General features: G+C 70.5%; 11 protein-coding genes. 7 read left to right on the top strand and 4 right to left on the bottom strand.

All coding sequences use genetic code 11. From position 1 onward, the window contains the following. Positions 1 to 146: 146 nt before the first annotated feature. From ACSHXN_RS16420 to ACSHXN_RS16405, 4 genes are all read left to right on the top strand, one after another. Entirely contained in the window at positions 147 to 1187 is a 1041-nt protein-coding gene (locus tag ACSHXN_RS16420) for an NAD(P)-dependent alcohol dehydrogenase (RefSeq protein WP_355134426.1), read from the top strand. A gap of 213 nt (positions 1188 to 1400) precedes the next feature. Then, positions 1401 to 1787 (top strand): VOC family protein, encoded by a 387-nt coding sequence (locus tag ACSHXN_RS16415; protein WP_355134428.1) that lies wholly within the window; start codon positions 1401 to 1403, stop codon positions 1785 to 1787. Between the two features lie 637 nt (positions 1788 to 2424). Next, positions 2425 to 2850, top strand: coding sequence for a hypothetical protein (locus ACSHXN_RS16410; RefSeq protein ID WP_355134430.1), 426 nt, complete (start codon positions 2425 to 2427; stop codon positions 2848 to 2850). A 111-nt stretch (positions 2851 to 2961) separates the two neighbouring features. Continuing rightward, entirely contained in the window at positions 2962 to 4716 is a 1755-nt protein-coding gene (locus tag ACSHXN_RS16405) for a S8 family serine peptidase (RefSeq protein WP_355134432.1), read from the top strand. 115 nt (positions 4717 to 4831) lie between these two features. Here the strand turns inward: ACSHXN_RS16405 and ACSHXN_RS16400 are convergent, their stop codons facing one another. The 4 genes from ACSHXN_RS16400 to ACSHXN_RS16385 form a co-directional block, all read right to left on the bottom strand. After that, positions 4832 to 5554, bottom strand: a complete 723-nt coding sequence (locus ACSHXN_RS16400; protein ID WP_355134434.1) for a DUF2637 domain-containing protein — start codon at positions 5552 to 5554, stop codon at positions 4832 to 4834. 23 nt (positions 5555 to 5577) lie between these two features. Next, on the bottom strand, positions 5578 to 5757 hold the full coding sequence (locus tag ACSHXN_RS16395) for a hypothetical protein (RefSeq protein ID WP_345552865.1): 180 nt from the start codon (positions 5755 to 5757) through the stop codon (positions 5578 to 5580). Positions 5758 to 6415: 658 nt separating this feature from the next. Further along, positions 6416 to 7690, bottom strand: coding sequence for an ATP-binding protein (locus tag ACSHXN_RS16390; protein WP_355134436.1), 1275 nt, complete (start codon positions 7688 to 7690; stop codon positions 6416 to 6418). Between the two features lie 240 nt (positions 7691 to 7930). Then, positions 7931 to 8668 (bottom strand): SDR family oxidoreductase, encoded by a 738-nt coding sequence (locus ACSHXN_RS16385; RefSeq protein WP_355796438.1) that lies wholly within the window; start codon positions 8666 to 8668, stop codon positions 7931 to 7933. Between the two features lie 216 nt (positions 8669 to 8884). Between ACSHXN_RS16385 and ACSHXN_RS16380 the strand changes: the two genes are divergently transcribed. From ACSHXN_RS16380 to ACSHXN_RS16370, 3 genes are all read left to right on the top strand, one after another. Beyond that, a complete protein-coding gene (locus ACSHXN_RS16380) occupies positions 8885 to 9694 on the top strand; it encodes a helix-turn-helix transcriptional regulator (RefSeq protein ID WP_356111510.1) in 810 nt (269 codons plus the stop codon). Between the two features lie 807 nt (positions 9695 to 10501). After that, positions 10502 to 10765, top strand: coding sequence for a hypothetical protein (locus ACSHXN_RS16375; protein ID WP_438303282.1), 264 nt, complete (start codon positions 10502 to 10504; stop codon positions 10763 to 10765). 449 nt (positions 10766 to 11214) lie between these two features. After that, positions 11215 to 13275: a restriction endonuclease gene (locus ACSHXN_RS16370; protein ID WP_438303281.1), complete on the top strand. Its 2061-nt coding sequence runs from the start codon at positions 11215 to 11217 to the stop codon at positions 13273 to 13275. The last annotated feature ends 9 nt before the right edge of the window (positions 13276 to 13284 follow it).

Genomic DNA, 13284 nt, shown 5'->3' with positions numbered 1-13284 from the left:
ACGCCCATGAGCCTGACCCCCTCAGTGGTACGAACGGCCGACGTACACAAAGCCGTGGCCTGGGTGAGGCCGGTTCCCTCCGGCAGGCTGAACGCCGTGCCCGGTGGAAGGCAGCCGGGCACGCGACCCTCAAGGAGAAATCCGGCATGACCACCGTTGCTGCGTACGCCGCACCCGCCGCCAAGGCCCCGCTCGAGCGCACCACGATCGAGCGTCGCGAGGTCGGCGAGTTCGACGTACTGATCGACATCAAGTTCGCCGGCATCTGCCACTCGGACATCCACCAGGCCCGTGAGGGCTGGGGCGACGCGATCTTCCCGATGGTTCCGGGGCACGAGATCGCGGGCGTCGTCTCCGCGGTCGGTTCCGGCGTGACCAAGTTCAAGGTCGGGGACCGGGTGGGCGTCGGCTGCATGGTCGACTCCTGCCGTGAGTGCGAGAACTGCCGGGCCGGCCTCGAGCAGTACTGCCTGAAGGGCAATGTCGGCACGTACAACGCCCTCGACAGGAACGGCGAGCCCACCTACGGCGGCTACTCCGAGCAGATCGTCGTCGACGAGAACTTCACCGTCCGCATCCCCGACGGCCTCTCCCTCGACGTGGCCGCCCCGCTGCTGTGCGCCGGCATCACCACATACTCCCCGCTCCGGCACTGGAACGCGGGCCCCGGCAAGAAGGTCGCCGTTCTCGGCATGGGCGGCCTGGGGCACATGGCCGTCAAGATCGCCCACGCCATGGGCGCCGAGGTGACCGTGCTCTCCCAGTCCCTGCGCAAGAAGGACGACGGGCTGAAGCTGGGTGCCGACCACTACTACGCCACCAGCGACCCGACGACCTTCGAGCAGCTGCGCGGCTCGTTCGACCTGATCGTCTCGACCGTGTCGGCGCCGCTGGACTTCGGTGCCTTCCTCTCGCTGCTGAAGCCGGACGGCGCGCTGGTGAACGTGGGTGCGCCCGAGGAGCCGATCTCGTTCAACCTGTTCTCGCTGATCTCGGGCCGCAAGACCCTCGCCGGTTCCGCCATCGGCGGCATCCGCGAGACCCAGGAGATGCTGGACTTCTGCGCCGAGCACGGCATCGGCGCAGAGATCGAGCTGATCGGCGCGTCCGAGATCAACGACGCGTACGAGCGGGTGCTGAGCAGCGATGTCCGGTACCGGTTCGTGATCGACACAGCCACCATCTGAGAAACCGGTGATCACGGCGTGAGGCGGCCCCGCGGCCGCCTCGCGCCGCACATCTGTGTCCGGCCACCGTCATGGGCATGCCCGACCGGAGTCCGGTGGTCCGGGCCTCGGTCGCGGGTCGGAGCGGGACGGGACCAGAGACCGATGTTTTCGGCCGTGCGGCGGCCTAGCGTGAGAAATGGTCCCGGCACCGAGGGGGAAGGAGGCCCGACCATGGCAGTAGAACTCAACCACACGATCGTCGCCGCCCACGACAAGACGGCATCCGCACGGTTCCTCGCGGATCTGCTGGGTCTGCGGGTGGAACAGCAGTACGGCCCGTTCATGCCGGTGCAGATGCCGAACGGCGTGACGCTGGACTTCATGGACTCCGACGATTCGATCACTCCGCAGCACTACGCGTTCCTGGTCTCCGAGGACGACTTCGACGCGATCTTCGGCCGTGTCCGCGACGCGGGCCTGACCTACTGGGCGGATCCGCACCACAACCGTCCGGGAGAGATCAACCACAACGACGGCGGCCGCGGGGCGTACTTCGACGACCCGAACGGACACAACCTGGAGATCCTCACCAGGCCCTACGGGAGCGGCGAGGGCTGATCCCCGATCGCGGTCCCGGAGCGGAAGCCGCGCGACTGCCGGGCGTATCGGACAACCCTCGGCGCGGATGTCCGGGAGCGCGGGTGCGATGTCCGGCCGCTGTGCGGCGGCACCTCCCCGACGGCGTCGGTCATGCCCGTCGGCGGTCGGGAATCCCGGCGAGCTGTCCGCGAACTCCGCTGCGGGAAGCGGAAGTTGTCCGGCGCGAGGTACTCCGCCGGGCTGACGTGGGTGACTCGAGGTGCCCGGCGACGCACAGGCCGCGGCACCCCGGCCGGTGCGACGCGGACGCGGCGCCGACGCGGACTGCCACCGCCCGCCGCGCGGAGCCGTCGTACCGGGCGAGCCCGCCTTGCGAGGGTGGCCGTCACCCGGCTGGCGGGCGGTCCAGGAGCGACACACCCGACCTTCCGGGAGTCACCCGCATGGGCGACCGCGGACCGCGGGAACGGCCCGGGCCAGGGAAACCGTGTGGCGTGCTCGCCCGTGGCCCTCGATCGGCGTGTCCCCCGCCGGGTGCCCATCGGATTGCGGTCGGGGCGGCGCCAACTTAGCTTCAGGGCGTCGGACTTCTCCCGACAAAGCCCACATAGATTCGTATGTTGGCTTCCCCCATGATGCCGCGAATGGAGCATTCATGTCGGTGATGACCGGAACACAGCCCACGCAGCAGATCGGCTCGCAGCAGCAGATCACGCAGATCGTCCAGCAGTCGATCCAGCAGGCCTGTCAGCAGGCGAGCCAGCAGATCGCCCAGCGCATGCAGCAGCAGCTGCAGCAGATCCAGCAGGTCCAGCAGCAGCTCCAGCAGCAGGGTATGGCCCAGCAGGCGCATCCCTACCTCGCTCTTGCGCTGCACCACACGCTGCACGCGGGCATCCGGCAGGCCGTGGAGCAGTCCGTGCAGCAGGCGCTGCCCACCGCCATCGTGGCCCTGCTGCAGCAGAGCCAGCAGGGCATGCAGCAGTGGGGCGGCCAGCAGTCGTTCGGCCAGTCGTTCCCGCAGTACCAGCAGCCCGGCTTCGGCTACGGCCAGATGGGTCAGCCCTTCGGTATCGGCTGACCCTCGGCGGCGCGCGATGCGGTGTGCCCAGGGACCGGTTCCCGGGCACACCGCATCACCGTGGAAGCGCGAGCCGCCCGTCGCCGGATCAGGAGCAAGGACGACATTTCCGTGGTGAAGGTGGACGTGATGGTCAAGGAAAAGCCCGGACACAGCCGCGAGGGCGGGTCCGAGGGGGCAGCAGCGGGTGGGTCGGTGCCCGAGGGGAAGGAGGCGGCGCCGCGCAAGAAGGGCGCGCAGTCACCGATCGCGGTGCACCCGCGCCGGGAGCGGTACATGGTGACGCCGCTGCCGCAGCATCTGCTCCCGCCGGGGGTGGCCGAACTCGGCATGGACGCGGTGTGCGACCGGCTGGAGCGGATGCCCGAGGTGAGGGTGATCCGCAGACTCCGGCCCGCGGAGAGGCTGCAGTCGGCCGGGGTGCACCCCTCCTGCCCGGAGATCGCGGTCGTCGAGGCGTCCGAGGCGCAGGTGCCGGCGATGCGGTCGCTGCACGTGCACATCGAACCGGACCTGCCGCTGTCCGGGACCGGTCCCGCCGCCATGCCCACCGCGGGGACCCTGCCGCTGCGTGATCCGGGACTGGTCCTGTCCCTGGGACGCCCCGTGGAGATCACGTTGCGCGTCTGCGGCCCGGACGGCGAACCGCTCTCCGGTGCCGCGGTGTTCCTGATCGGGGCGACCTGGCCGGGCCAGGGCATCACCGGGACCGACGGCACGGCCACCGTGACGTTGGCGACGGACACCGTCGAGTCCGTTCGGTCGCTGTACGTACGGCCCGCGGGCGGTTACAACGACCGCTGGATCCACCGCCCCGACCTGTCGCAGACCCAGGAGAACCTGGTCATGCTGGCGCCGCTGGTCAAGGCGTATCCGGAGCTGGAGGCGCGGCAGCAGTACGGCTGGGGCCAGCAGGCCATGCGCCTGGACCGGCTGCCTCCCACCTTCCGCGCCTTCGGCGTCAGGATCGCGGTCATCGGTTCGGGCGTCAGTGCCGACCATCCCGACCTGAAGCAGCGGGTGCGTTCCGGAGTCGATCTCGTGCACGGTACGGCGGACGGCTGGGCCCACGACGAGATGGGCAGCGGCACGCACGCCGCGGGCATCATCGCCGGGGCCGACACCGGCAAGGGCGTCATCGGCGTCGCCGTCGACGCCGAGATCGAGGTGTGCGAGGTGATGCCCGGCGGGCACTTCAGCGACCTGATCGCCGCCCTGGACCACTGCATCGATCGCGACGTCGACATCGCCCACATCGCCGTGGCGACGCCGTACCCCTCGTCACTGGTCTCCCACAAGCTGGCCGACGCCAACGCGGCGGGCATCGCCTGCGTCGCCCCCGCGGGTGACACGGGCGGGCCGGTCGCCTTCCCCGGCTCGCTGCCCACCGTGTTCGCGGTGGGTGCACTGGGGGTCTACGGCTCGTTCCCCCCGGACACCTCCCAAGCGACCCACACGGGGCCGCCGTTGACACCGGAAGGACTGTTCGCCGCGCCGTTCAGCGGCTACGGCCCCGGGGTCGACGCCGCCGCCCCGGGCGTCGCGGTCCTGTCGTGCGCGCCGGGAGGCGGATACGCGGCCCTCGACGGCACCGGCACGGCCTCGGCCCATGTCGCGGGCCTCGCCGCCCTCGTCCTCGCCCACCACGAGGACTTCCACGGCCAGCTGCTGCCGCGTGGTCCCGGGCGGGTGCAGCACCTGTTCGAGATCATCGCCGCGAGCTGCCGCGGTCTGGCCGCCCCCGGCACGATGGAGGCGGCGCGTGTCGGACGCGGTCTGCCCGACGCCCTCGTCGCCCTCGGACTGGCCCCAGGGGTACAGCTCGCTCCGGCCCTGTCGCCGTTCGTCCCGTCCCTGGCCGGTTGACGGCCCGCGGGACGGGCCCGACGAGGGCGCGGACACATGGAACGGCACCCGCCGCGTGTGCGGGTGCCGTTCCATGTGTCGTGCCACCGCGGTGCGGGGAAGCCGTGTCCTCGTGTCAGCCGCCGGGCGACTGCTCCTTGCTCGGTGCCGCATGCCGGGGGCGGTATTTGTACGACACCTGGCCGACCAGCTCCCGGAAGCAGACCAGCGCGGTGACCGGCGGGATTCCCACGATCACCATCGCCAGCAGGCTGTGTTCCGAGTTGCCGATGCACAGCGCCACGGCCGTGGCGGAGGCGACGAGGACGACCACCCACGACCGCCGGGCGGTCCGGTGCTGGAAGGCGGCCCGCAGGACGGAGAGGGCCGCCACGAACCACGGCCCGTACACCGTCAGGGGCCACCATTGCGCCAGAGGTGCCGGAAGCACCGTCGAGGCGATGGCGCGCAGCTGGGCGTACGAGTAGGCGACGGACCAGCCGAGCATGGCCACCGCGCAGGCGGCGATGGTGGCGACCAGGATCGTGGCAGGGGTGACTTTCTGGCCGTTGTCGAGGATGTGGGCACCCGGCCGGGGGCGCCGGCGGTCGACCCGGTGGCGGTGATGCCCGTCGATCGGGGGCGGAGCGGGGTCCGCCCTGGTCGCCGTGGACAGCATCTGGGCCAGTTCCTCGTCCGGATCCCAGCCGCTCGGCGCCATGTCGGGGGCGGGTGAGCCCCAGGCGTGATGCACCTCGAGAGGATCGACGGTGTAAGGATGACGCCCCGGCGTGTCGTAATCCGTTCTCAGGTCGAACTGAATGTCGTAGAGGCTTGGCTCGCCTTGAAGCCTGTCCATTCCCAGCTCCTCCGCGCCCTCGTTCAGGACGCTCCGTCCATGGCGCGCAGGTATTCGCTTTCCATGTCGCCGATCTCCTTGAGGAAGTCTTCAAGAAGGTCCGAGCAGCCCTTGGCGAGTGCCTCACCGCCCGTCGGATCCTGCCAAGCGGCTCCACGTCCGACAGGGATCTGATCTTCCGGTTCGTTCCAAGTCACGATCACCTAACGAGCGCCATACGGAGGAAGCTATCCGGCATTCGGGGGAATCTATCGCTGAAGAATCGTTCCTGCGATGTGATGACCGTACCCTGGCGGCGAAATTCAGAAAATGCGTGCAATCACCTTTCGGTGAATAGCATTTCACTCTCCGCGAGGGTCCCAGGTGAGCCCGGTGGGAGGGCTGAAGCGCGGAGGGGCGTCGCGTGCGCGGGGGCCCGGGCACGCGACATGCGGGTCGCAGCGGAGTCGGCCGGACTCCTTGACGGGGCTTTCGACGGCGCTTCTCGGCCAGGGTTGAGGAGGCCGTCGCGAGCGGCGCCGCGACCGTGCACGGGCGGGAGTCTTCGTGGCGGCGGGCAGCCACGCGCCGACGGCAGTCTCGTGCCGGCGGGTGCCTTCTTGCTGCCGGTTGCCACTTCCCCGCCGGTCGCGTCCGCCGTGGCGGTGGGCTGTCGGCGGGCTCCGCCGTGCCGGCGGGCTCGGTCCTGCCGGTGGTTCCGCGCCGTTTGGGGGGCCTTGTTGACGGACTCGGTCCTGCTGGTGGATCGAGCCGCCCGCCAGGTCGGCCGGCACGAGGCCTTGGACCAGGGCGCGGGTTCATGTGCCCCGGAAAAGTCCTCCTCCGTCCACGAGGCCTGCCCGGCAACGCAGTTGACCGCCTTCAAAGCCGGCTGTACTTCTCGATGTCCTCGGTGAACTCCTCGATCGCCCGCGCGGTGAGCGTCGGCCGTGTGTCGGCGATGGCGGCCAAGTAGTCCTCGGTGGTGGCCGGTTCGCCCTGCCGGTGTGTCACCTCACGCTCGAAGGCAGCCTGGGCCCCCTTGCGCGCGGCGAACTCGATGTCGGCCGGGGTGAACAGCTCGCTGGCCTCCACCAGTCGAGAGAGGTCCACGGAGTCGATGGCGGCCCTGAGATAGCGGGCCCAGATGGCGGCGCGGGCCGTGGGGTCCGGCGGCCCGATCGGAATGACGTAGTCGAACCGGCCCGGCCGTAGGAACGCCGGGTCCAGAGAACGCACCGAGTTGGTGGCGCAGACCAGCAACCGGGCATCGTGCTCACGGAAGTTGGGGATGAGCTTGAGCAGCTCGTTGGTCACCCCGTGACCGGGGTCGACGGCCCGCCCCGACCGCACCCCCGCGATCTCCTCGACCTCGTCGATGAAGAGCAGGACCGAGTCCAGTTCCACCAGGTCGGCGAAGACCTCCCGCAGAGCCGCGGCCAGCCCCTCACCGTCGGCCGCGAGCCGGGACGGGAAGAGCTCCACGAACGGCCAGGTGACCCGTGAGGCCACGGCCTTGGCGAAGCTGGTCTTCCCGGTGCCGGGCGGACCGAACAGGATGACCGCCTTCGGCGGGACGACACCGTAGCGGTCGGCCAGCGCGGGCTCCGTCAGCGGGAGCACGATCCGCCGTTCGACGACCTGCTTCTCCCGCTCCATCCCGGCCATCCGGTTCCACAGGCCCTCGGCCAGCATGCGGCCGCCCAGCGCCCGGAGCACGTCGATGTCGGCCGATTCCCGTGGCTCGAGCTTCTCGTAGTAGGTCAGATCGTCGCGGGACAGGAAGCCGGAGTGGTCGAGCGCCTTCGTCCCGGCGGCGTCGGCGGGCAGCAGGGCGCTGATGCGGCGCACGCCGTGCGCCCGCAGCCTTCGTTCCAGTTCGGCCAGGAGGGCGCTGCCGATCCCGCGTTCGCGCCACCGGGCGGCGAGCGCGACCAGCAGGATCCAGGCGCGCTTGCCGTGCGCCTGCGCCACGGCCATGCCGACCAGTTCGTCACCGACGACCGCGACCACCGCGGTCTGACCGCTCTCGACCGCGGCCATCACCTCGGAGACCGGGAAGGCGGGGCGCTCGTCGGCCGGCCGGCTCTGGTCCCAGATCTGGATCGCCTGGTCGAGATCGTCATCGTGGTAGTCGCGCAGATGCCATGCGGACATCGCCACCACCTCGCAGGTGCGGGGTGTTCCATTGTCACCCGGCGCCCCGCCGGCCGCCGCCGGAGCGGTACGGCCTCGGGAACCCGGGGTGCCGGAGCCGTGGCCCGAGAGCGGCCGGGGTGACGAGTGGCCGGGGGTGACGAGCGGCCGGGGTGACGAGGGCCGTCCCCGCCGCGGCGATCTGCCGGGCGCTTCCGCGGGCAGTGCGTGGACGTGGAGGCGCACCCCTGCCGGGGGAGTTCAGCTCTGGGCGGTGGGCCGTACGACGATCTCGTTCACGTCGACGGTGGGGGGCTGTTCGACGGCGAACGCGATGGCCCGCGCGATCGCGTCGGGCGGGATCGCGATGCGGTCACGCATCGTCGTGATCTCCGCTCTGACCCGGCTGTTGGTCGACGCCTCGGCAAAGTCGGTGGCCGTCACGCCGGGTGACACGGTGGTCACCCGCAGGGAGTCGCCGGCTTCCTGGCGCAGCCCCTCGCAGATGGCCCGGACCGCCAGCTTGGTACCGGCGTAGACCGCCATGTTCGGCACGACGCGGAACGCGGCCGTGGACGCGGTGGTGACGAAATGACCCGAGCCCTGCGCCCGGAAGACCGGAAGGGCGGCGCCGATCCCGTGCAGCACGCCCTTCACGTTGACGTCGACCATCCGGTCCCACTCGTCGACGCGCAGATCGTCCAGCGGCGAGATCGTACCGACCCCGGCGTTGCTCACGAGGACGTCGAGCCGGCCGAAGCGGTCGCCGGCCAGTGCGACCAGGGCCCGCAGATCGTCCCGCCGGGTCACATCGGTGCGCAGCTGCACGGCCTCGCCACCCGCTTTCTCGATCCGCGCCACCACCGCCGCCAGGCGCTCGGAGCGGCGAGCGCCCAGCACGAGTCGCGCGCCGCGTTCCGCGAGCAGCAGCGCGGTCGCCTCACCGATGCCGCTGCCGGCTCCCGTGATCGCCACCACTTTGCCTCTGATCCCGTGCATGAAGGCAGTCCTCTCCCGTCGTCGGCGTCATGGCCGTGTACCGAGTGGCGCGGCTTCCGCATGGGTGCCGGGAAGCCGCCGTGCACCGGGCGGCCGCGGGCCGGTACGACCGTGCAAGGCCGTCGGCGGCGCCGCGACCGGTGCTCGCACATCAGTCTGCGGCGGACTTAGCCTGGTATCCAGAATGCACTTATTCTGGAATCAGAGGTGTCCCTCATGCCCACGCGACAGGACCGACGGAGTGACCTGGGTGCCTTCCTGCGCAGCAGAAGGGAGCGCCTCACCCCTGACGAGGTCGGCCTGCCCCGCACCGGCCGACGGCGGACTCCGGGACTGCGCCGGGAGGAGCTGGCGCTGCTGGCCGGGATCAGTGCCACCTGGTACACGTACCTGGAGCAGGGGCGGGAGATCCGCGCCTCCGAGCAGGTCCTGACCGCCCTTGCCCAGGCGCTCCGGCTCGACAGGCACGAGCAGGAGCACCTCTTCCGGCTCGCCGGTCACGCGCCCGCGGCCGAAGCCGAGGAGCACCGCCCGCTCGCCGGCGAGGTGGCGTCCGTCCCCCTGCTGCTCCAGCCGAACCCGGCGTACATCATCGACGGCACCTACGACGTGCTCAGCCACAACCGGGCGGCCGAGGAGCTGTTCCCGAAGCTCATCACCGGGGCGGACCGGCCGGCCAACCTCGTCCGCTGGGTGTTCCTCGAGCCGGTGGCCAGGGACGTCCTGGTCGACTGGGAACCCGAGGCACGCGGCCTGCTCGCCCGGCTGCGGACACAGGCCGCACGCCATCCCGCCGACCCGCGCTACGCCCGGCTGATCGACGATCTGAACGCGAACAGCCCGCAGGCGCGGGCCTGGTGGCCCCAGTACGAGGTGCAGCCGCGGCACAGCGGACGCAAACGCCTGCGGCACCCGGCACACGGAGCGATCGAGTACGCGTACACCGCGTTCCACCTGGCAGAGCGGCCGGAACTGACGCTGGTGGTCTACCACGACGACAGGGGGACGGCCGGCGCGAGGGCATGAGCGGAGCCGGCCACGGCACGGCTGCGAAGGGCCGCCGTACCCGGCACGGGTGCCGGGCAAGTCCCCGCGAGGAGAGCCGTGTTGTGGTCGTCCGGTACCGCGCCGGGCGCCGACGGGCGGCCTGCCTGCGGGCGGCGCGTGCCGTTGCCGTGGACCTGGGGTATTGCCTCCTTCCTTCGCGGACGAGCAGGCGGTCCGACTCCTGTACGTCCGCGCGCAGCCCGGGGCCGCGGCGGCGAAAGACCCTCACCTCGCGGCCCCGGTGGGCAACTCTCCGGGCCTGGTCCGAGCGCCATGGGCGACAGCGACTTCCCCGGCTTGCGCGGTGCGGAGTTCGCGCGCGCGGACATGACGGGGGCGCGGTTCACCACGGTGTACCTGGACGCGGCGACGTTCCGGGCAGGTGAGCTCAACGGGGTCGTCATGCGCGGCGTCGAGATGATCAACACCACCATCGACGGGAGATCCGGAATCTCGTGGTCAACGGGGTCGACGTCGTGCCGCTGGTGGAGGCCGAGCTGGACCGCAGGCACCCCGACCGCCGCACGTTCCGGCCGACCACCCCCGAGGGGTTCCGGGAGACCTGGGACCCCTCGACGAACGGCTGGGGGAGTCGACCGTCGCGCGGGCGCGCAGACTGCACGAGGAACTGCTGCACGAGTCGGTCGACGGCGCGTGGTCGTTCATCCGGACCGTGCGTCACCTGGCGTTCGCAACCGAGTCATGGGTCGGCCGCTGCATCCTGGGCGATCCCAGCCCTTGGCACCCGCTGTCCCTGCCGTGGGACCGGATGAGGCGCGGCCAGGGGTGCCGCACGACCGGGACGCGCGTCCTCCGCTCGAAGAGGCGCTCGCCCTGCGGCGGGAGGCGACGGCCATGATGCGACGCGTGGCCGACGGCCTGACCGACGAGCAGCTCGACAGCCGGACCGAGCCGCTCGTGGGCCCCGGCCGGCCGGACGAGGGTGAGACCTTCCCGCTCCGCGAATGCCTGCTGGCCGTCATCAACGGGGAGTGGTGGCACCGCATGTACGCCGAGCGCGACCTGGCGGTTCTCGAGGACCAGGACTGACGTCGCGGATCTCGTCGTCACCGGCCGGGCGGGCCGTCCGCTGCCGCTCGCGGACGCCGGGGGCGGGCCGCGGGGCCTCCCGGCAGGCGACGACACGACCGCGGAGACGACCGTCCGTCCGTGACTTCCGGCGGCGGGCGCGGCGACAGCAGACCCGCTCGGCAGCCACGGAGCAGGAGCGGTGCCGTGCGACTCGATGACTCATGCCAGGCCGTGGTCACAGACCCGGCGGTACGCGGCACACGAGGCACCGGCAGCGCGGCTGCATGCGATGTCGAGGATTCCGACCAGCCCGGCCGTAGTTGTTTCCAGTCATGTTGACCTGCGGAGACGGCTGAAGGAATTGTTCTTGCCGAGTGGATGTGCGAGACGGTCATCGCTGACTAGAGTCGTCCCGTCACAACTGGTTGTGGGGACAACCAGAGCGCCTTGGGGAGGGCCTGCAGCACATGAGTCGTCGTTCCAGTGGCTCGGTCGGCGTCTGGGCTGAGATGCAGAGGCAGCAGCAGCGCCAGATCGAGGCAGAAGCCCGACGACGGAGACAGGAAGCGCAGCAGGCACGTGCCTATCAACGGCGGGCTGCGCAGAGTCACCGCGAGTACAGGCAGGCAGAGGCGCTGCGTCGCACCGAGGAATTGGACGCGCAGGTTTCGTCGCTGCAAGGGCTTCTCGCCTCGGGTTGTCGGGTACCGGCTTTCCGGGCTTCCTCTCTCATGCGGTCCGAAGAGATCCAGCCCTTCGCCCCAGGACCGTTGGCACAGCCCGTAACCATGCCGAACTTCGATCACTACCGAACGCAGAGCGGGTGGACTGCCGGCCGCCGGGCTCAGGCGCAGGCCGAAGCCCAGGCGCGTTTCGAGCGGGACCGGCAGGCGGCCCAGGCTGCGGAGGTCCAGCGGCAGCAGCAACTGGCGTCGTACCACCGGGAGTACCAGCAGTGGGCCGATGCCCAGCTGACCGACCTGCGGCGGCACAACGCCGGCGTCATGGATCTGACCGAAGGAGTCGGACGCCGCGATCCGGATTCCGTGGTCGAGTACTTCTCCGCCGCTCTCTACGCCTCGACCGCGTGGCCGGAGGGATTCCCGCGCCAGGTGGCGGCGGCCTACGACTCGGCAGCCGGACAGCTGGTGCTGGACTGGGAGCTGCCCGCCTACAGCGTCGTCCCTGAGGCCAAGTCCGTCCGGTACATGCCCGGAGTGGACCAGGACAAGGAGACTCCACGACCGGCAGGCCAACGTCGGGCCCTGTATCGGGAGGTTCTGGCGCAGTGCATGCTGCTGGTCCTGCATGAACTCTTCGCGGCGGACGAGCAGGGCGCCCTCGAGTCGGTGACCTTGAACGGATTCGTCGACGGGCACGACCCTACGACGGGCCGACCCGGACGTATATGCCTGGCAACCGTCATGGCCGCCCACTCGACGTTCCGCGAACTCCACCTGGCCCAGGTGGACGCGGGAAGCTGCCTGGCCGAGGCACTGCGTGGGCAACTCTCGGCCCGCCCCGACCAACTCACGGCGGTGCGACCGGGTCGCCGGCCACAGGACGTCGGAAACCGTGTGGTCACGCATGGCAGCGACGACGACCCCGACCTGTACGAGATGGATCCGATCGCCTTCGAGAACCTCGTTGCCGATCTGTTTCGCGCCATGGGGATGCAGGCCGTCACCACCCAGCGCTCGAACGACGGCGGCGTGGACGTCGACGCACTGGATCCGACACCGATCCGAGGCGGCAAGATCGTCGTGCAGGTGAAGCGCTACCGCAACACGGTGCCGCCCACCGCTGTACGCGACTTGTACGGAACCGTGCAGGACGCCGGGGCCAACAAGGGTGTCCTCGTGACGACGTCGGGGTTCGGCCCCGGCTCCCACACCTTCGCCAACGGCAAACCGCTGGAACTGATCTCGGGTACCGAACTCGTGGACCTGCTCCACCGGCACGGACTCCGCGGGCGCCTGGGTGACGGCGCCCCTCGAGGTGCGGCACCGGCCACCCCGTCGGTTCCCGACACCCGACTCCCCGACGATTACAACGTCTTGGGCATGCAGTGGACCGGAAGTGTCGCCCTGGACGTGTGCGCTCTCGTCTGCCGAGGCAGTCGGGTCCTCAGTGACGATCACTTCGTCTTCTTCAACAACCCACAGACACCGGACGGCTCCGTGCGGACTCTTCCCGCCACTGCGCCCGACAAGACCGCGATGTGCGTCTCCTTCGACGGGTTGCCGGACGAGGCGGACCGGTTCGTACTGGTGGCCGCCATCGACCCGGAGATCAACCCAGACGCCGACCTCTCCGGCTTCACGGACGCCTGTATCCGCCTGCTCGACCCGACGATGGCAGAGCTGGGACGTCTGGAGGTCTCCGACGGCCGCCCGCGCGAAACCGCCTTGGTGCTCGGCTCGTTCCGCCGCAGATCGAGTGGCGACTGGGACTTCGTCCTGGGCGGCAAGGGCTACCCGGGCGGCCTGGAGGAACTCGTTCAGGATTTCGGTATCGACGTCGAGTAGACCGAGGAC

This window comes from Streptomyces sp. HUAS TT11 (genome assembly GCF_051553595.1).
Taxonomy (GTDB): domain Bacteria; phylum Actinomycetota; class Actinomycetes; order Streptomycetales; family Streptomycetaceae; genus Streptomyces.
This window is presented reverse-complemented; position numbering and strand designations above follow the sequence as displayed.